The 18,317-nt window shown below is 73.6% G+C and carries 18 protein-coding genes; 4 read left to right on the top strand and 14 right to left on the bottom strand.

The window, feature by feature from the left end:
• Positions 1-2: 2 nt before the first annotated feature.
• The 12 genes from SAM23877_RS13610 to SAM23877_RS41940 all read right to left on the bottom strand — a co-directional run bounded on the left by SAM23877_RS13610 (position 3) and on the right by SAM23877_RS41940 (position 11,344).
• A complete protein-coding gene (locus tag SAM23877_RS13610; RefSeq protein ID WP_053131533.1) occupies positions 3-1,040 on the bottom strand; it encodes a glycoside hydrolase family 6 protein in 1,038 nt (345 codons plus the stop codon).
• Positions 1,041-1,128: 88 nt separating this feature from the next.
• Positions 1,129-1,797, bottom strand: a complete 669-nt coding sequence (locus SAM23877_RS13615) for a class F sortase (RefSeq protein ID WP_053131536.1) — start codon at positions 1,795-1,797, stop codon at positions 1,129-1,131.
• 2 nt (positions 1,798-1,799) lie between these two features.
• Positions 1,800-2,354 (bottom strand): hypothetical protein, encoded by a 555-nt coding sequence (locus tag SAM23877_RS13620; protein WP_053131540.1) that lies wholly within the window; start codon positions 2,352-2,354, stop codon positions 1,800-1,802.
• Between the two features lie 110 nt (positions 2,355-2,464).
• Positions 2,465-3,244 carry an HAD-IIA family hydrolase gene (locus SAM23877_RS13625; protein WP_053131543.1) on the bottom strand — a complete coding sequence of 260 codons (780 nt, stop codon included), beginning with the start codon at positions 3,242-3,244 and terminating at the stop codon, positions 2,465-2,467.
• A gap of 95 nt (positions 3,245-3,339) precedes the next feature.
• A complete protein-coding gene (locus SAM23877_RS13630; protein WP_053131545.1) occupies positions 3,340-4,392 on the bottom strand; it encodes a 2-aminoethylphosphonate ABC transporter substrate-binding protein in 1,053 nt (350 codons plus the stop codon).
• Between the two features lie 42 nt (positions 4,393-4,434).
• On the bottom strand, positions 4,435-5,232 hold the full coding sequence (locus SAM23877_RS13635; RefSeq protein WP_174532212.1) for an ABC transporter permease: 798 nt from the start codon (positions 5,230-5,232) through the stop codon (positions 4,435-4,437).
• Complete coding sequence (locus SAM23877_RS13640) at positions 5,219-6,133, bottom strand: 2-aminoethylphosphonate ABC transporter permease subunit (protein WP_079030188.1); 915 nt, start codon at positions 6,131-6,133, stop codon at positions 5,219-5,221. The genes SAM23877_RS13635 and SAM23877_RS13640 overlap by 14 nt, the downstream gene beginning before the upstream one ends.
• Positions 6,126-7,193, bottom strand: a complete 1,068-nt coding sequence (locus SAM23877_RS13645) for an ABC transporter ATP-binding protein (protein ID WP_053131552.1) — start codon at positions 7,191-7,193, stop codon at positions 6,126-6,128. Before SAM23877_RS13645 ends, SAM23877_RS13640 begins: the two co-directional genes overlap by 8 nt.
• The gene (locus SAM23877_RS13650; protein WP_107291864.1) at positions 7,190-7,909 is read right to left on the bottom strand and encodes an HAD family hydrolase; all 720 of its coding nucleotides are present in this window, start codon (positions 7,907-7,909) and stop codon (positions 7,190-7,192) included. The genes SAM23877_RS13645 and SAM23877_RS13650 overlap by 4 nt, the downstream gene beginning before the upstream one ends.
• 5 nt (positions 7,910-7,914) lie before the next feature.
• Positions 7,915-9,039: a TIGR03364 family FAD-dependent oxidoreductase gene (locus SAM23877_RS13655; RefSeq protein WP_053142438.1), complete on the bottom strand. Its 1,125-nt coding sequence runs from the start codon at positions 9,037-9,039 to the stop codon at positions 7,915-7,917.
• A gap of 132 nt (positions 9,040-9,171) precedes the next feature.
• Positions 9,172-9,927, bottom strand: coding sequence for a GntR family transcriptional regulator (locus SAM23877_RS13660; protein WP_053131555.1), 756 nt, complete (start codon positions 9,925-9,927; stop codon positions 9,172-9,174).
• Between the two features lie 313 nt (positions 9,928-10,240).
• The gene (locus SAM23877_RS41940) at positions 10,241-11,344 is read right to left on the bottom strand and encodes a hypothetical protein (RefSeq protein WP_053131558.1); all 1,104 of its coding nucleotides are present in this window, start codon (positions 11,342-11,344) and stop codon (positions 10,241-10,243) included.
• Positions 11,345-11,630: 286 nt separating this feature from the next.
• Here SAM23877_RS41940 and SAM23877_RS13670 point away from each other — a divergent pair, with 286 nt between their 5' ends.
• Entirely contained in the window at positions 11,631-13,190 is a 1,560-nt protein-coding gene (locus tag SAM23877_RS13670; protein ID WP_107408657.1) for a PQQ-dependent sugar dehydrogenase, read from the top strand.
• A gap of 158 nt (positions 13,191-13,348) precedes the next feature.
• Here the strand turns inward: SAM23877_RS13670 and SAM23877_RS13675 are convergent, their stop codons facing one another.
• A complete protein-coding gene (locus SAM23877_RS13675; RefSeq protein WP_053131561.1) occupies positions 13,349-14,572 on the bottom strand; it encodes an ROK family transcriptional regulator in 1,224 nt (407 codons plus the stop codon).
• A 212-nt stretch (positions 14,573-14,784) separates the two neighbouring features.
• On the opposite strand from SAM23877_RS13675, the gene SAM23877_RS13680 reads away from it, so the two are divergent.
• The 3 genes from SAM23877_RS13680 (at position 14,785) to SAM23877_RS13690 (ending at position 17,334) form a co-directional block, all read left to right on the top strand.
• Complete coding sequence (locus SAM23877_RS13680; protein ID WP_053131571.1) at positions 14,785-15,867, top strand: Gfo/Idh/MocA family oxidoreductase; 1,083 nt, start codon at positions 14,785-14,787, stop codon at positions 15,865-15,867.
• Positions 15,864-16,340, top strand: a complete 477-nt coding sequence (locus SAM23877_RS13685) for a heme-degrading domain-containing protein (protein ID WP_053131575.1) — start codon at positions 15,864-15,866, stop codon at positions 16,338-16,340. Before SAM23877_RS13680 ends, SAM23877_RS13685 begins: the two co-directional genes overlap by 4 nt.
• A gap of 103 nt (positions 16,341-16,443) precedes the next feature.
• The gene (locus SAM23877_RS13690; protein ID WP_053131578.1) at positions 16,444-17,334 is read left to right on the top strand and encodes an LLM class F420-dependent oxidoreductase; all 891 of its coding nucleotides are present in this window, start codon (positions 16,444-16,446) and stop codon (positions 17,332-17,334) included.
• Positions 17,335-17,435: 101 nt separating this feature from the next.
• On the opposite strand, the gene SAM23877_RS13695 is transcribed toward SAM23877_RS13690, so the two are convergent.
• Positions 17,436-18,293 carry a fumarylacetoacetate hydrolase family protein gene (locus tag SAM23877_RS13695; protein WP_053131581.1) on the bottom strand — a complete coding sequence of 286 codons (858 nt, stop codon included), beginning with the start codon at positions 18,291-18,293 and terminating at the stop codon, positions 17,436-17,438.
• Between the last annotated feature and the right edge of the window lie 24 nt (positions 18,294-18,317).

The raw sequence follows: 18,317 nt of genomic DNA on the forward strand, positions 1-18,317 counted from the left end.
GGTCAGCCGGACCCCTCGGCCAGCTTCACGGCGTACTCCGGCCACCACTCGCCGGCCTTCGGGCCGCCCTTGCACTCGCCGTCCGACTCCCCGGGGCGCTTGACCCACAGGTAGGCGTCGACGAGGGGGTCGGCCGTCTTCGTGGTCGGGGTCTCGCCGAGGGCGCGGCCGGGCGGGTTGCACCAGCGTTCGTCCGGGGCTCCCTCGGCGTAGGGGCCGTTGCCGTTGCGGCTGGTGTCGACGACGAAGTGCTTGCCGCCGACCTTGGCGGCGAGCTGCTTGCCGTAGGCGATGGAGTCCTCGGTGGTGTAGAAGTTCGACACGTTGACCGAGAAGCCGTCGGCCTGGTCGATGCCCGCCCACTTCAGCGGCTCGAAGATCTGGTCGGGGTGGCCCCAGCCGGCGTTGCCCGCGTCCAGGTAGACCTTGGTGTTCTTCAGCGCGCCGAGCTTGGCGATCGCGCCCTTGAGGAGGTCGTAGCGCTCCTCGTGGAACTCCTCCGGCGTGCAGCCGTCCACCAGGTGGAGCACCGCGTCCGGTTCCAGGATCACCGTGGCGGAGCGGTCGCCGATGCCCTTGGCCACGCCGTCGACGAAGGCGCGGTAGGCGTCGCCGTCGGCGGCGCCGCCGCCGGAGTACTGGCCGCAGTCGCGGTGCGGGATGTTGTAGAGGACGAGCAGCGCGGTGCGCCCGGCCTCGTCGGCGGCCTCGGTGAAGCCCCGGGCCTGTTCCTCGGGGTTCTCGGGGCTGATCCACTCGCCGGTCGGCTGCTGGGCGATCTTGCGGATCTGCTCGGCCTGGTCCTTCTTGTCGGACTTCTCCAGGGCCGCCAGCTGCTGGGCGGCGTTGCCGTCCGGGTTGACCCAGAACGGGTCGACCTCCTTGGGCTGCTGCGTTATCTCCGCGCCCGCGTTCCCGTCCTTGCCCTTGTCCTCGCCGTCCCCGGACGAGGAGCAGCCGGCGAGCAGCAGTGCCGCCCCCAGCACCGCCGCGGACGTTCGCCTCGTGGACAACGCTGCGGCCCCCCTGCTGCCGTACATCCAACCCCCCTGGGTGGTTCTTCCGAGGCTCAATCCTGACATACGCCTCCGGCACCCACGCGGTTCCCGGGTGCCGGTCCGACGTCTCCTAGGAGCCGGTACCCGTGAGGTACGCCGAGACGACCACGTTGGCCGTGTAGCTGTCGGTGGCGGGGTCGAAGGTGCCGCCGCAGGTGATCAGGCGGAGTTCGGCGCGGCCCGTGTCCCGTGGTCCGTAGGCCTGCTGGGCGTCGAAGCCGTCGCGGGTGAGGACCTGCACGTCGTCGACGGTGAACTCGGCGACCTCGCCGTCGTCGCGGGTCACCCGGACCGTCTCGCCGGGCTCCAGGGTGCTGACCGCGTGGAAGACGGCCGGCTCGGTCTCGGTGTCCACGTGGCCGACCAGCAGCGCGGTCCCGGCCGCGCCCGGCGTCGCGCCGTCCGCGTACCAGCCGACGGCGTCGGGCCGGTCGAAGGGCGGTGGTTCGATGGCGCCCTCGGCGTCGAGGCCGCGGGCCACGACCGGGGCCCGGACGCCGAGTCCGGGGATGTCGAGCCGCTGCGGCAGGGCGTCGCCGAGGGGCGTGTGGGCGGGTGGCAGCGGTATGTCGGGGGGCCGGCCGGCCGCCGCCATGTCGCCGGTGGCCGGCCGGGATATGCCTTCGCGCACGTCGGTGGCCTCGCGGCCCCAGAGCCACAGCCCGAGGAGCAGCACCACCCAGGCGGTGCCGGTCACCAGGCGGCCGGGGCCGACGGTGAGGCGGTCTTGTCCGGACATGGTCAGCCCGTCCCGCGGCTCCGGCTGCGGACGCTGCGCAGCGCGACGGCGACGGCGGCGATGCCGGCGAGGACCAGGCCGGTCACGGTGTGCGCCGTGCCGGGGGGTTCGGGCCGGGCCTCTTCGCGGCTGTCCGCGGCGGCCAGCCGCGCGGTGCCGCCGCCGCCCGCGTCCACGGGGGCGACGGGAGAGGCGTGGGCGGCCGGGCGTCGTCTCTCCCCGACGGTGACGGTGCCCCGGCGTGCGGCGTCGCCGCACTCGATCCGTACGGCGTACGCGCCGGCCTCCAGGGTGGAGCGGACCGAGCCGGCCCCGGCCAGGACGCCGTCGGAGCCGGACAGGGAGAGCTTCACGTCCGAGACGAACGCCGCCGAGACGGCGACGGCCGTCTTCTCGGTGCAGTCGGACACGCGGAGCCTGACGTCGCTGCCCGGCACGGGCGTGGACGGTGACACCGAGACGCCTCCCCCGTCCGCCGCGTGGGCGGCCGTCGCGATCGGTCCGAGCACCGCGGTCAACGCGGCGCCGGCACAGAGAGTGACTTTCAGTGAGCCCATCGTGTACCTCCAGTTACCTGGAGGCTGCCCCGCGGGACCGGCCCCCGCATCCTGCACGGGGGCCGGACTACTCCGAACGGGTCATGCCGGAAGGCGGCGGGTTTAGCACGTCAGACCCGTTCGACCAGGTCCGCGATGGAGTCGACCACCTGGGACGGACGGTACGGGAAGCTGTCGACCTGCTCGGGCCGGGTCAGGCCGGTGAGCACGAGGAAGGTCTGCATGCCGGCCTCGATACCGGCCAGCACGTCGGTGTCCATGCGGTCGCCGATCATGGCACTGGTCTCGGAGTGGGCGCCGATCGCGTTGAGTCCGGTGCGCATCATGAGCGGGTTGGGCTTGCCGGCGAAGTACGGCTGCCGGCCGGTCGCCTTGGTGATCAGGGCGGCCACCGCGCCGGTCGCCGGGAGCGGGCCCTCGGTGGAGGGGCCGGTCTCGTCGGGGTTGGTGCAGATGAAGCGGGCGCCCGCGTTGATCAGCCGGACGGCCTTCGTCATCGCCTCGAAGGAGTACGTGCGGGTCTCGCCGAGCACGACGTAGTCGGGGTCGTGGTCGGTGAGGATGTAGCCGATGTCGTGCAGGGCGGTGGTCAGGCCGGCCTCGCCGATGACGTAGGCCGAGCCGCCGGGCCGCTGGTCGTCCAGGAACTTGGCGGTGGCCAGCGCCGAGGTCCAGATGGCCTCGACCGGGACCTCCAGGCCCATGCGGCGCAGCCGGGCGTGCAGGTCGCGCGGCGTGTAGATCGAGTTGTTGGTGAGCACCAGGAAGGGCTTGCCGGACTCGCGGAGCCTCTTGATGAAGGCGTCGGCGCCGGGGATCGGCACGCCCTCGTGGATGAGGACGCCGTCCATGTCGGTGAGCCACGACTCGATGGGCTTGCGGTCTGCCATGTGCAACGAACTCCCTGGCGTGCGGTGGGCATGTGCGGAAGGCGCCGGAACCACGGCGTGCCGACGCCCCCCACCCTAATCAGGAGCCCCTCGGCTCAGTTCCCGGTGGCCGACTTCCAGGCGTCGATGTAGGAGGTCAGGTTCTTCTCGATGTCGGCCCAGTCGGGCTCGAAGACCTCGACGCCGTCCATCAGCTGGGTGAGCGCGATGGCGTTGGCGTCGGTGGCCTTGACGTCCTGGCGGGCCGCGAAGCCGCCGCCGATCTCGCTGACCTGCTGCTGGGCCTTCCGGCTCAGCAGGAAGTCCAGGAGCTTTTTGCCGTTCTCGCCGTGCGGGGCGTCGGTGACCAGGCCGGCGGCGTAGGGCAGGGCGAAGGTGGTGGGCCTGCCGCCCTCGCGGGCCGGGAACCAGATGCCGAGGTTCGGCATGGACTTGGACTGGGCGAAGTTCATCTGGACGTCGCCGTTGGCGACGAGGAGTTCGCCCTTGTCGACCTTGGGGGCGAGCTTGCCGGTGGAGGCGGACGGGCCGACGTTGTTGGCCTGGAGCTTCTTCAGGTACTCCATGGCGGGCTTCTCGCCGCCGAAGTCGTGCATGGCCTTGATGAGGACGGCGGTGCCGTCGCCGGCGACGCCGGGAGTGGAGTACTGGAGCTTGTTCTTGTACGTCGGATCGAGCAGGTCCTCCCAGGTGGCGGGGGCCTGCTTCAGTTCCTTCCTGTTCTGGATGAAGCCGAAGTAGTTGTTGACGACGGCGGTCCAGGTGCCGTTCGCCGCCTTGTCGGCGCCGCTGACCTGGTCGACGCCCTTCGGGGAGTACTTCTGGAGCAGGCCCTTGGTGTCGGCCTGCTGGATGAACGGCGGGAGGGTGACGAGCACGTCGGCCTGCGGGTTGCGCTTCTCGCGGGTGGCGCGCTGCACCATCTCGCCGGAGCCGCCCTCCACGTACTCGACCTTGATGCCGGTCTCCTTCTCGAAGTCCTCGAAGACCCGGTCGTACCAGCCGTCGCCGTTCTCGCCCTTGAGGCCGTCGGCGCTGTAGACGGTGACGACGTTCTCGTCGGAGGCGGCGGAGGTGCCGGAGCAGGCGGACAGGGGCAGGGCGAGCACGGCGAGGGCGGCGAGCGGCCTGAGGGTGTTCCTGGGCATGGCGAGGTGCACTCCTTGCGTGGCGGGGGCGGAAGCGGGTGATTACCGGTAGGAGGCTCGGGTGCGGATCCGGGAGACGGCGAACAGCACCAGCAGGGTCGCCGCCATCAGGACCACGGCGACGGCGGAGCCGGTGAACAGGGCGCCGCGGTCGGTGGCGGCGTAGATCAGCACCGGCAGCGGGGTCCAGTCGGGCGGGTAGAGCATCATCGTGGCGCTCAGCTCGCCCATGGACAGGGCGAAGCAGAGGCCGGCGGCGGCGGTCAGGGACGGCAGCAGCAGCGGCAGCCGCACCCGCCACAGCACGTACGCCGGGGAGGCGCCGAGGGAGGCCGCGGCCTGTTCGTAGGCGGGGTCGAGGCGGGTGATCGCCGCCGACACGGACTGGTAGGCGAAGGCGGTGACCAGCACCGAGTGGGCGATGATCACGATCCAGCGGGTGCCGTTGAGCAGCATCGGCGGCTGGGAGAAGGCCACCAGGGTCGCGAGACCGACGACGACCGAGGGCACGGCGACCGGCAGCACGAACAGGGCGTCGAGCACCTTGCGGTACCGCGTCCGGAGCGCCGCCGCCGCGAGCGCCGCCCAGGTGCCGGCGGCCAGGGCCAGCAGACTGGCGGTGAGGGCGGTGACCAGGCTGGTGGTGAGCGCCTGGAGGGCCTCGCCCCGGGTCGCCGCCTCGTAGTGGGCGGTGGTGAAGCCGGAGGGCAGGACGCTGGACCAGTGGGTGGCGAACGAGGCGGCGAGGACGACGAGGAGCGGAAGGGCGAACAGGGGCAGGAAGAGGAGGAGGAAGAGGGCCCACACGACCCACCTCGCCCTGCGGTCATGCACCAGCACGGCGGCTCACCACCCGGTAGAGGCCGTAGAGGCCGACGGAGATCAGGACGTTGACGACGGCGACCACGCAGGCGCCCGGGTAGTCGGACTCCAGGATCGCCTTGCCGTAGATCATCGTCGGCAGCGTGGTGACGCCCTTGGCGCCGGTGAAGAGCACGATGCCGAACTCGTTCAGGCACAGGACGAGGACCAGGCTGCCGCCGGCCGCGAGGGCGGGCAGCGCCTCCGGCAGGATGATCCGCCGGATGATGCGGGGCGCGCGGGCGCCCAGCGAACTGGCGGCCTCCAGCTGCCCGGTGTCCAGCTGCGAGAAGGCGGCGAGCAGCGGGCGCATCACGAACGGCGTGAAGTACGTGATCTCCGCCAGCAGCACGCCCCAGGGCGTGGTGAGGAACTGGAAGGGCCCCTCGGCGGCGCCCGTGACGTCGGTCCACGCGCCGTTGGCCATGCCGACCGTGCCGTAGACGAACAGCAGGGCGAGCGTGATCAGGAAGGACGGGAAGGACAGGAAGACGTCGATGAGGCGGGCCACCGCCTTCGCCCCCGGGAACGGCACGAAGGCGATGACCAGCGCGAGCACGAACCCGAGCACCAGGCAGCCGACGGTGGCGGCCACCGCCAGCCACACGGTGGTCCACAGCGCCTCGCGGAACGCCCCCGACGCGAACACGTCGGCGTACGGCTCCAGGGAGGTGCCGCCGGTGTCGGGCCGGAAGGACTGCTGGGCGACGAGGGCGAGGGGGTAGAGGAAGACGAGGGCGAGCAGGGCCACCGGGGGCAGCGCCCACAGGAGCGCCCCGGTGGGGCGGGGGGCCGGGCCGGCCGTGCCGGGTGCGGGGCCCGCGCGGCGCGGGCGGGACCGGCCGGGGTCGGTCCGCGGCTTCTCGGCGACCTCAGTCATGGTGCACCCCGGCGGGCAGCAGGACGGCGTCGTCGGGCGCGAAGTGCACGGTGACCTCGTCGCCGTGGGCGGGCGGGTTCCGCAGTTCGCGGAGGTCGGCCATGACGCGGTGGCCGGTGACGTCGACGTAGACGCGGTGGGTGGCGCCGCGCCACTGGATCTCCCCCACCGTCCCGGTGAGCCGGTTGGGGCCGTCGCCGTCGCCGAGCCCGACGAGGTGCGGGCGTACGCACAGGGTCGCCGTCGCCCCCGGGGCGGCGCCCGCCGTGTCGACCTCGATCTCCGCGTCCCCGAAGGACACTCCCCGGGTCCCGACGGTCACGGGGAGCAGGTTCGCCCCGCCCACGAAGGACGCCGTGAACGCGTCGGCCGGCGCCCGGTACAGCTCCCTCGGCGTCCCGCACGCGCGCAGCCTCGCCTTGTCCATCACCGCGATCCGGTCGGCGAGGGTGAGGGCCTCCACCTGGTCGTGGGTGACGTACAGGAGGGACACGTCGGGCAGTTCGCGGTGCAGGCGGGCCAGTTCGGCGAGCATCCCGGAGCGGAGCTGGGCGTCGAGCGCGGAGAGCGGTTCGTCCAGGAGCAGGACGTCGGGGCGGATGGCGAGGGCGCGGGCGATGGCGACGCGCTGCTGCTGGCCGCCGGAGAGTTCGCGCGGGTAGCGGCGGGCGTAGGCGCCCATGCCGGTCATCTCCAGCGCCTCGGTGACGCGGACGCGGATCTCCGCCCTGGGCACCTTGCGGGCCTTCAGGCCGAAGGCGACGTTGTCCTCCACCCGCATGTGCGGGAACAGGGCGTACTGCTGGACGACCATGCCGATGCCGCGCCGGTGCGGGGGCAGGCCGGTGACGTCGCGGTCACCGAGGAACACCCGCCCCGAGGCGGGCCGTACGAACCCGGCGACCGCCCGCAGCGCGGTGGTCTTGCCGGATCCGGACGGCCCGAGCAGCGCCATGACCTCGCCCGGTTCGACGGTGAGGTCGAGGGCGTCCAGGACGACGTTGCCGTCGTAGGCGACGGTGACCGAGTCGAAGCGGATGCCGCTGCTGGTGGTGCTCATCGGCCGGCCGCTCCCCGCAGGAGGGCGGGCAGGCCGGCGACGGAGTCCAGCACGTGACCGGCGCCCGCCTCGCGGAAGGCGTCGTCGCCGTGCGCCCCGGTGCGCACCCCGGCGACCAGGCCGGCGCCGGCGCGGACACCGCTGAGGACGTCGTACGAGGTGTCGCCGACGACGGCGACCTGGTGGACGGCGTCGGCGGCCTTGGTGCGCAGGAAGGCCTCCAGCACCATGTCCGGGTACGGTCGTCCGCGCCCGCCCGCGTCGGCGGGGCACAGAGTGAGCGGCACCAGGTCCCGCCAGCCGAGCGCGCCGAGGATGGCGTCCTGGGTGACGCGGGCGAAGCCGGTGGTGAGGACGACGGTGCGGCCGTCGGCCGTCAGCTCCTCGACGGCCTCGCGGGCGCCGGGGACCGGGGCGATCAGACCGCCGTCGACGAGTTCGCCGTACGCCTTCTCGAAGGCGGCGTTGGCCTGCCGGGCGCGGTCCTCGGCGCCGAACAGGTGCCGGAAGACGGAGATCTTGGACTCGCCCATGGTGGCGCGGACGTAGGCGAGTTTCTCGGCGTGGTCCGGGGTGCCCGGCTCGACGCCGAGCTCGCGGGCGGCGGTGTCGAAGGCGCGCTCGACGAGGCCGCCGTCGGCGACGGTGGTGCCGGCCATGTCGAGGACGACGAGGCGGATGTCCTCGGTGGTGTCTGCGGGGGTCACGTGGGTCATGTGTGTCACCAGCCCAATTCGTTCGCGGTGGTCTCGGCTATCGCGGGTGAGCAGGTCATGCCGCGCCCGCCGGGCCCGGTGACCAGCCACACGCCGTCGCGCACCCGCTGCCGGTGCACGACCCGGCTCGTGTCGGTGCACTGCGCGTACACCCCGGCCCAGCGGCGGCGGATCCTCGGCAGCGGACGGCCGAGGAGGGACTCGACGACGCCGGTGAGGTGCTCGTAGGGGTCTTCGAGGGTGTCGAAGGCGAAGGGGTGCTCGTACTCGTGGGTGTCGCCGATGGTCAGGCCGCCGTCGGCGCGCTGCACCATCAGCAGCTGCATCCTGTGCTCCGCGGCCGTGGCGGGCTGCGGCTGCCGCGCGTTCAGCTCGTCCAGGGCGGGCGAGCCGTAGGCGGGGTAGTAGCGGAAGCTGTCGGCGTCGGCGACCGAGGTGGTCAGCGGTTCACCGAGCGGGTCGGTCTGCATCATCTGGAGGCGGACCCGGCGCACCGGCAGGTCGGGCCCGGCCAGCTCGCGCACCAGGCCGCCGAGCCAGGCGCCGGTGCACAGGACGACGACGTCGCCGGTGTGCGTGTCGCCGTGGTCGTCGCGGACGGCGCGCTCGCCGACGACGTCGCGGACCTCGCGGCCGGGCAGGAAGGTGTACTTCGGGGACTTCCCCAGCTCGGCGCGCAGGGCGAGCTGGGCGGTGCGCGGTTCGACGGCCGCGTCGCGCTCGCAGTACAGCGCGGCGTCGAAGTCACCGCGCAGGGCGGGGTTCACGGCGCGGGCCTCACCGGGGGTGAGGAGCTTGTGGCCGCGGGCCGCGGCGTCCGGGCGGGCGACGGCCGCCTCGGCGACGGCGCGTTCCAGGTCGCCGCGCAGCGGGGTCAGGGAGCCGTTGGGGCGGAAGCCCAGCGCCGGTACCCGGCCGCCGATCTCCTCCCACAGCTCCCGGGCCCGCAGCGCGGTCTCCAGTTCCTCGCCGCCCGCGCGGCCACTGACCCAGATCTGGCCGAAATTGCGCAGTGAGGCGCCGCGGGCCTCGGTCTCGCGCTCGATCTGGACGACCTCGTGGCCGCGGTTCACTGCGTGCCAGGCGTGCATGGTGCCCACCACGCCGGCTCCTACGACTATCACTCTCACGACCGCCACACTCCTTGTCATCGGGGAACCGGAGGAATCCGGCCGACAACGAGAGCGTGAACCGGGCATCACGTTTGGGCTAGACCCGTTATCTCTTCGTTATCAAAGCGGGGTGGATCGTAGGGGCGTTTTTCAGCCGCGCAGGTGGGTGGTGAAGGAGAAGCGGTCGCCCCGGTAAAGGGTGCGCACCCGCTCCAGCGGGCCACCCTCCGCGTCCCGGGAGACGCGGTGGATGAGCAGCATCGGGAGGGCCGGCGGGGTGCCGATCAGCAGGGCCTCGCGCGGGGTGGCGAGGACGGTCTCGATGCGCTCGTCGGCGTCCCCGAAGGCGATGCCCTGCCCGGCGAGGTGGGCGTAGAAGGACGAGTCCGGGTCGAAGGCGGTGTCCAGGTCGGGGAGGCGGGCCACGGAGACGTAGGTGCTCTCCAGGCCGACCCGCTCGTCGTCCGCGAGCAGCACGCGCTCCAGGTGCCAGACGGGTTCCCCGCGGGTGAGGCCGGTCTCGGCGGCGAGCGCTTCGGGGCAGGGGAAGCGGTCCAGGGTGACGAGTGCGCGGCCGGGGGTACGGCCCTGGCGCCGGACGCCCTCGGTGTAGCTGGCCAGGGACAGCGGCTGCTCCAGCTTGGGGCCCGCGACCACGGTGCCGCGCCCCTGCCGGCGCAGCTTGCCCTCCAGCACGAGCTCGCGCAGGGCCTGCCGCACGGTCTCGCGGGCGACCTCGTACCGCTCGGAGAGGTCCCGCTCGGTGGGGATGGCGCCGCCCTCCCCCAGCTCGCCGACCAGACGGTCGATCCGCGCCTTGACGGCGTAGTACTTCGGCACACGGCCGTGCTCGGGAATCCCGGAGCGGACGGGGGCGCCCGGGGCCTGGTCGTTCGGGTAGTCCACGCAGGGATGGTCGCAGACGGGGGCCCGCCGCCGGCTACGGGGCGGGGGGTGCGGGGCGGTGCGGGGGCGGGGGCGGTGTGGGTGCGGTGCGGGGGCGGGTGCAGGTGCGGTGCGGTGCGGATGCGCTGCGCCTGCGGGGGCGGGTGCAGGTGCGGTGCGGTGCGGATGCGCTGCGCCTGCGGGGGCGGGTGCAGGTGCGGTGCGGTGCGGATGGGCTGCGCCTGCGGGTGCGGGGGCGGGTGCAGGTGCGGTGCGGATGCGCTGCGGGTGCGCTGCGGGTGCGGATGCGCTGCGGGTGCAGGTGCGGTGCGGGTCAGCGGCGTCTGCGGGCGAGCAGTACGGCCCCGCCGCCGGCGGCGACGAGCAGAGCGGCGGCTCCCGCGGCCACGCCCGTCCGGCCCGGCCCGGTGCCGGCGAGCTCGTCGGCGTGCGGGGGGTCGGCGAGCTGCCCGTCCCGGGCGTCGGCGGCCTGGCCATCCCGGTCGCCGGCGCTCCGGTCGTCCGGGCCGTCCGTGCCCTGATCCTGGTCCGTGCCCTGGTCCTGGTCCGTGCCCTGGTCCTGGCCCTGGTCCGCGCCCCGGTCCGCGCCCCGGTCCTGGTCCTGGTCCTGCGGGACGCCGGTGGCCGTACTCGGGCCGTCCGGGGCACCGGGGTCCCGGGCGTCCGGAGTGGCGGCGCCGGAAGGTGACGCGGGGTCGGCGCTCCGGCCGGTGGCCGACTCGTCGGCGGGCGCGCTCGACCGGATGCGGAAGCGGTAGTCGTTCGACTGGCCGATCCAGTCGCCGTCGCCGCCCCGGCGCTGGACCACGGCCGCGTTGGCGGTCACCTCGTTGGCCACCGCGTCCGAGGTGAGCGCGAGCCGCACCCTGACGCTGAGCGTCTTGCCGGGGCCGACGGTGAAACCGGGGAAGTCGGGGAGGCCGGCCCCCTCACCGGCCTCGCCGGCACCCTCTCCCTCGCCGGCACCCTCTCCCTCGGTAGCCGTCCCACCGCCGGAGGCGTCCTCACCGAACACGCCGATCAGCTCGTCCCGGTCGGTCGGCTCGAACGCCACGGGACGCGGCCGCTTCCCCTCGTAGAACTCCAGGCGGGGCTGCGACGGCGTCAGGGCCCGCTTCTCGTCGACCAGGACGATGACCGGGTGGATGCCCTCGCAGGTCCGGGAAGTGGTGTTGGTCAGGTCCAGGTACCAGGTGCCGTAGCCGCCCCCGGCCTCGAAGCCACTGGGGCCGCCGTGGATGCGGGTGGTGAGGGGGAAGGTGTGGTCGTCGGGGGCCGTGCACGCGGGCAACGGCGCCTGAGGGTCCGCGTGGGCGGACGCCCGTGGGTCCGCGTGCGCGGGGACGGCCGACGCGGAGGCGGCGAGGAGGGCGGCTGTCGCCACCAGGCAGGGGGACGTGGACGTGAACAGTCGCATAAACACATGAGCGTGCCGGTGGTGCGCGGCTTCGGGCACCGCCATTCGGGCCACGCCCCCCGGACGGAGCACAGACGCCCCTCGTTCGGCGGTCGCACCGACAAGGAGAGCGCACCGACTCCGCACCGTTTGCGCCAAGCGGCACCAAAGTGGCGCGATCGCGCGTTGCCGCTCCGCTCCGGGAGTCGCAGCCTGAGGGGCGGGAGCGCTCCCACACCACCGGCGCCCCCAGGCCCTCACGCCACCCCGCCCCCTCCCCGCACAGGGAGAGAAGGACAAGAGGCCCATGGACACGGCTTGTCATATACATGCTCTATTTCGCGCCGCGGGACGCCACCTGAAGCTGCTTCCCTTCAGCACTCTCGCCCTCCTGATACCGGCCCTCCTGCTGACCACGCTCACCCCGTCCCCCGCCGCGGCGGCGGAGAACGCGGCGCCCGTCCCCCTCCCGTCGCTCAGCGCGACCACGACCCAGGTCGCCTCCGGGCTGAGGCGGCCCACCGCCCTCGCCGCCCCCGACGACGGCACGGACCGGCTCTTCATCACCGAGAAGTCCGGCAGGATCCGCGTCTACCACCCGGACACCGGCCTGGCCGCCGCCCCGCTGATCGACATCACCGCGGCCGTGGACGAGTCGGGCAACGAGCGCGGACTGCTCGGCATCGCGCTCCCGCCGGACTTCGCCGCGAGCCAGGACCTGTACCTGGCGTACACGGCACTGCCCGACGGGGCGGTCACGCTGGCCCGCTACCGGCTCGACGAGTCCCGCCTGGAGGTCCTGCTGTCCCAGGAGCACGCCGAGTACAACAACCACAACGGCGGCCAGCTCGCCTTCGGCCCCGACGGCAACCTGTACTGGAGTATCGGCGACGGCGGCGGATCGGGGGACCCCTTCCGGTCCGGACAGCGGCTGGACACCCTGCTGGGCAAGATCATGCGCATCGACGTGAGCCGCGCCTGCGCGCCGCTCGCCTACTGCGTCCCCGGCGACAACCCCTTCACCCGCACCCCCGGCGCCCGGGCGGAGATCTGGCTCTACGGGCTGCGCAACCCCTGGCGCTTCTCCTTCGACAGCGGTGACGGCTCACTGTGGATCGGCGACGTCGGCCAGGGCCACTGGGAGGAGGTCGACCACATCCCCGCCGGCCGGGGCGGGCTGAACCTCGGCTGGTCCTGCTACGAGGGCCTGGAGCGGTTCGAGGGCGGCGAGTGCGCGTCCGGCCAGGAATACACCGAGCCGGTCTTCACCTACTCGCCGTACACCGGCGGCTGCTCGGTCATCGGCGGCCACGTCTACCGGGGCCGGCAGTACGCCGACCTGGTGGGCGGTACGTACATCGCCACCGACTACTGCTCGTCGACCGTATGGGCGCTGCGCCCCGACGGCCGGGGCGGCTACGACCAGGCCGAGATCGGGCAGATGCCCACCCAGGTCACGTCGATCGGCGTGACCGTCGACGGCGAGTTCTACGTGGTCAACGACCTGCCCGGCGGTCTGCACCGGGTGTCGTTCACCCGGGAGGAGCCCACCTGCCGGGTGGACCGCAAGGTGACCCGCTGGGGCACCGGCACCACGGTCGACCTCACCGTCACCAACACCGGCGACACCCCGGTGAACGGCTGGACCCTCGCGTTCCCGCTGTCCTTCGGGCAGACCGTCGTGTCCGACTGGAACACGGAGCTGACCCAGCTCAGCAACACGATCGACGCCACCAACGCCCCGCACAACGCCACGATCGCGCCGGGCGCGAGCGTCACCCTCGGCTATCTCGCCCAGCACACCGGTGACGCGTCACCACCGCCCCGGTTCACGCTCAACGGGGACGCGTGCGCCGTCGGCTCGTGAACGCCGCCGGTACGCCGTGAGCAGCGGTACGGGTGCCGGGTCGACGCGTCGACGCGGCCCGGCACCCGTGCCCGCTCCGTCCCCTGCCCCGTGGGCCGCGTTCCGTGCCCCGCGTCGGCACCACGCATCGCGTCACACGGCACGCCCCCGACGACACCTCACACATCGCCCCGCCCGAACAGCGGCGCGAGCAGCAGCTGGGCCGCGCCCTCCGCGACTCCGCGCACCCCTCCGGGCGCCATCCGCACCGGTACGGCGCCGCCGTGACCGCCCTCCCGCCGGGCGCGGGCGTCGAGGACGGCACCGACCCCGCCGACGAACGCCTCCGGCGCGGCGGCGACGGTACGGCCGCCGAGCAGGACCAGGTCGATGTCCAGCAGCCCGGCGAGGTTCGCGGCACCCGCGCCCAGCACCCGGGCCGCCTCCGTGAGGTCACCGCGGGCGACGGCCCCGAGGCACAGCGCCTCTATGCAGCCGCGTGCGCCGCAGGTGCAGGGCGGCCCGTCCAGCTGGACGACCTGGTGCCCGAACTCCCCGGCACCCGTCCGGGCGCCCCGGTGCACCCCGCCGCCGATCACGAGCCCGGCGCCGAGCCCCGTACCGAGGTGCAGATAGGCGAAGGAGCCCCCTCCGCCGGGCCCCTCCCCGCCGACCGCGAGACCCAGGGCCGCCGCGTTGGTGTCCTTGTCGACGACGACCGGCACACCGAGCCGCCGCACCAGCGCGTCCCGCAGCGGGAAGCCGTCCCACTCCGGGAAACCGGTGACCCGGTGCAGCACGCCCCGGACGTGGTCGAGCGGCCCCGGCAGGGCGACACCGAGGCCGAGGAGCGTGGGGGCGTCCGCGAGGGCCCCGGCGCCGGCGGGCGGCCGCGGAGTGTCGTCGAGCGTGCCGACGGGCGGCCGTACGGTGTCCACGACGGCGCCGACGGCCCCGACGGCCCCGACGGGCGGCCGCAGGACGTCCGCGACCAGTTCGCGAGCGGCCCCCGCCACACCCTCCAGCACCGCTTCCGCCCCCGCGCCCAGGTCCAGCGGGGAGCGCCGCTCCCCCAGCACGGTGCCGTCGAGATCGACCAGCACCGCCCGCAGCTCGTCCCGGTCCAGGTGGACGCCGAGCGCGTGGCCGGCCTCCGGCACCAGGCGCAGTACCGTCCGCGGCTTACCGCCCGTGGACGCGCGGCGTCCGGCCTCGGCGGCCAGACCGTCCTCCCGGAGGCGTGCGGTGATCTTGCTGACCGCCTGCGGGGTGAGCCCGGTCCGCTCGGCGAGTTCCAGCCGGCTGATGCCCTCCGCACCGGCCGTGCGCAGCAGGTCGAGCACCAGGGCGGCGTTGTGACTGCGCAGGGCGAGCAGATTGGCCCCGCCCACCGCACCCCGCATACCGCCACCGCCCCCGGAGGCACCCGCACCGCTCCCGGAGGCACCCCCACCGCCCCCACCACCGGCACGCACACCGCCACCACCGCCGACACGCGCACCGCCCCCGCCGGTGCCCCCCGCGCCGTTCCTCGCTCCCCCGCCGTTCGTCCTGTCCACGCCCCCATTGTCACCGGCGCTTGCACTTTGGCAACACCGTTGCGAAAGTAGGAGGCATGACTGGTACTCCTCCCGGCAAGCCCCCGCTGCGCGTCGGCCTCGTCGGCTACGGCCTCGCGGGCTCCGTCTTCCACGCCCCGCTGATCGCCGCCACCGAGGGCCTGGCCCTGGACACGGTGGTCACCTCGAACCCCGACCGGCAGCAGCAGGCCCGCGCCGGGTTCCCGGACGTACGGACCGTCGCCACGCCCGACGAGCTGTTCGACCGGGCCGGCGAGCTGGACCTGATCGTCATCGCGTCTCCGAACAAGACGCACGTGCCGCTCGCGACGAGGGCCCTGGAGGCCGGTCTGCCGGTCGTGGTGGACAAGCCCGTCGCGGGCACGGCCGCCGAGGCGCGGGAGCTCGCGGCGCTGGCGGAGGAGCGCGGCCTGCTGCTCTCCGTCTTCCAGAACCGCCGCTGGGACAACGACTTCCTCACCCTGCGCAAGCTCGTCGCCGAGGACGCGCTGGGCGACGTATGGCGCTTCGAGTCCCGCTTCGAGCGCTGGCGGCCGAAGCCGAAGGGCGGCTGGCGCGAGTCCGGCGACCCGGCAGAGATCGGAGGTCTCCTGTACGACCTCGGCAGCCACGTCGTCGACCAGGCCCTAGTCCTCTTCGGCCCGGCCACGCAGGTGTACGCCGAGTCGGTCGTCCGGCGCGCGGGCGCGGAGGCGGACGACGACACGTTCATCGCCCTGACGCACGCGGGCGGCGTCCGCTCCCACCTGTACGTCTCCTCCACCGCCGCCCAGCTCGGGCCCCGTTTCCGCGTCCTGGGCTCGAAGGCCGGTTACGTCAAGCACGGCCTCGACCCGCAGGAGGCGGCGCTGCGCGAGGGCAAGCGGCCCGGCCCCGGCTGGGGCGAGGAGGACGAGTCGCTGTGGGGCCGCGTGGGCGCCGGGGAGTCCCCGGCGACCGGCGGCGGAAACGTGACGGCGACCGTCCCGGGCGACTACCCCGCCTACTACGCGGCGGTGGCGAAGGCGCTGCTGGAGGGCGGCCCGAACCCGGTCGGCGCCCGCGAGGCGGCTGCCGCCCTGGACGTACTGGAGGCGGCCCGCCGGTCCGCCCGCGACGGAGTGGTGGTGGCCCTGTGAGCCCCGAGAAGCCGGTCCCGACGGTGGAGGAGCTGGAGGCGCAGGAACGCCGTCTGGTCTTCCGCCGGTTCACGAACGACGACGCCTGGGCCCTCGGCTCGCTCCTCGTCGAGCTGGCCCGCGAGCGCGGGGCGCCGGTCGCCGTCGACATCCACCGCGCCGGCCAGCAGCTCTTCCACGCTGCCCTGCCCGGCTCGACCCCCGACAACGACGCCTGGATCGCCCGCAAGCGCCGGGTGGTGGAGCGGTACGGCTCCGCGTCGTACCTGGTCGGCTCGCGCTTCCGGGCCAAGGGCACGACGTTCGAGGAGTCCTCGCGGCTCGACCCCGACACGTACGCGGCGCACGGCGGTTCCTTCCCGATCACCGTGGCCGACGTCGGAGTGATCGGCTCGGTGACGGTGTCCGGATTGCCGCAGGTGGAGGACCACCGGCTGGTGGTGGAGGCGCTGGAGCGGTTCCTGGGCGAGTAACCCGATCGGCCCCGGACCGTGCGCTCGGGGAATGACCGGTGGGTACCCGTGGTTGGCAGGCAGGTACGCAGGATGATCACGGTGCCCACCGGAGGGACTCCCGATGAACGACACGACGGCTTCTCCGACCGCTCTGGCCCCTCTGAAGGAATCGGTCGGACGGTACGGCGTGTGGAGCGTGCAGCTGCGCTCCGGGGACCCGACGGGTGCCGCGGAACGCGCCGAGGCCACCGCCGAGTTGGAGCGGCTCGGGTTCGGTGCCGTGTGGCTGGGCGGCAACACCTCCGCCGCGGACGCCGCCCCGCTGATCGAGGCGACCTCGCGGATCGTCGTCGGCACCAGCATCCAGAGCATCTGGGAGCACGAGCCCTCCGCGGTGGCGGCGAGCTTCGCGGAGCTGGAGGTGGCCCACCCCGGCCGGTTCCTGCTCGGCCTCGGGGTGAGCCACGGCCCCCGGGTGAAGGGCTACAGCCGCCCGTACTCGACGATGGTCGACCACCTCGACGCCCTGGACAGGGCGGGCATGCGGTCCGGCCACCGGGTGCTGGCGGCGCTCGGCCCGAAGATGCTGGAGCTCTCCCGGGACCGGGCGGCCGGCGCCATCCCGTACCTGGTCACCCCCGAGCACACCGTGCAGGCCCGTGAACGGCTCGGCGAGGGGCCGCTGCTGGCCCCGGAGTTGAAGGTGGTCCTCTCCTCCGACCCGGCTGCCGCCCGCGCGACGGCGCGCGCCTACCTCGCCCGGTACCTGGAGCTGCCGAACTACACCAGGAACTTCCTCAACCTCGGCTTCACCGAGGCCGACGTCGCCGACGGCGGCAGCGACCGCCTGATCGACGCGGTGTTCGCGTGGGGCGACGAGGACACGATCCGCGCCCGCATCGACACCTTCCTCGACGCGGGCGCCGACCACGTCGCCCTCCAGGTGGTGGAGGACGACATGACCCTGATCCCCCGTGAGGGCTGGCGCCGCCTCGCTTCCCTACTGGCCTGAGGCAGGGCGCCCCTCAGGGGGCGGGGAACCGCGCGACCGGCCCACCACGACACGCGGCCGGCACCGCACCGACTCCCCGCCCCACCCCTCCAGCGGAGCGCCTACGCGTTCTTGAGTTCCTGCCGCTGCCGCCCGAGCCCCTCGACCTCCAGCTCCACGACGTCCCCGGCCCGCAGGTACGGCTTCGGCTCGGGCTGCCCCATCGCCACCCCCGCCGGGGTCCCGGTGTTGATGACGTCACCGGGCCGGAGCACCATGAACTGGCTGACGTACCGCACGACCTCCCCCACCGGGAAGATCTGCTCCGCGGTGGTCCCGTCCTGCTTCAGCTCCCCGTTCACCCACAGCCGCAGCGACAGCCCCTGCGGGTCGGGCACCTCGTCGGCGGTCACCAGCCAGGGGCCCAGCGGGTTGAACGTCTCGCAGTTCTTGCCCTTGTCCCAGGTCCCGCCGCGCTCGATCTGGAACTCCCGCTCGGAGACGTCGTGCGCCACCGCGTACCCGGCGACACACGCGAGGCCCGCCTCCGCCGAGTCCAGGTAGCGGGCCGTACGCCCGATCACGACCGCCAGCTCCACCTCCCAGTCCGTCTTGACGGAGCCGCGCGGCACGAGCACGGTGTCGTCCGGCCCCACCACCGTGTCCGGCGCCTTGAAGAAGACGACGGGTTCGGCGGGCGGCTCCGCCCCGGTCTCCCGGGCGTGGTCGTGGTAGTTGAGCCCGATGCACACGACCTTGCCGATGCGTCCGACGGGCGGTCCGACGCGCAGTCCCGTCCCGTCCAGGACGGGCAGCTCACCGGCTTCGGCGGCGGCCCGTACCCGGCCGAGCGCGGCGTCGTCGGCGAGCAGCGCCCCGTCGATGTCCGTCACCACGCCCGACAGGTCTCGCAGGGTCCCGTCGGCGTCGAGCAGCGCAGGTCGCTCCGACCCCGCCGTACCGACTCGCAACAGCTTCATGATCCCCAACTCCTCGGTCTCGGG

It is taken from the genome of Streptomyces ambofaciens ATCC 23877 (genome assembly GCF_001267885.1).
In the GTDB taxonomy this organism is placed as follows: Bacteria; Actinomycetota; Actinomycetes; order Streptomycetales; family Streptomycetaceae; genus Streptomyces; species Streptomyces ambofaciens.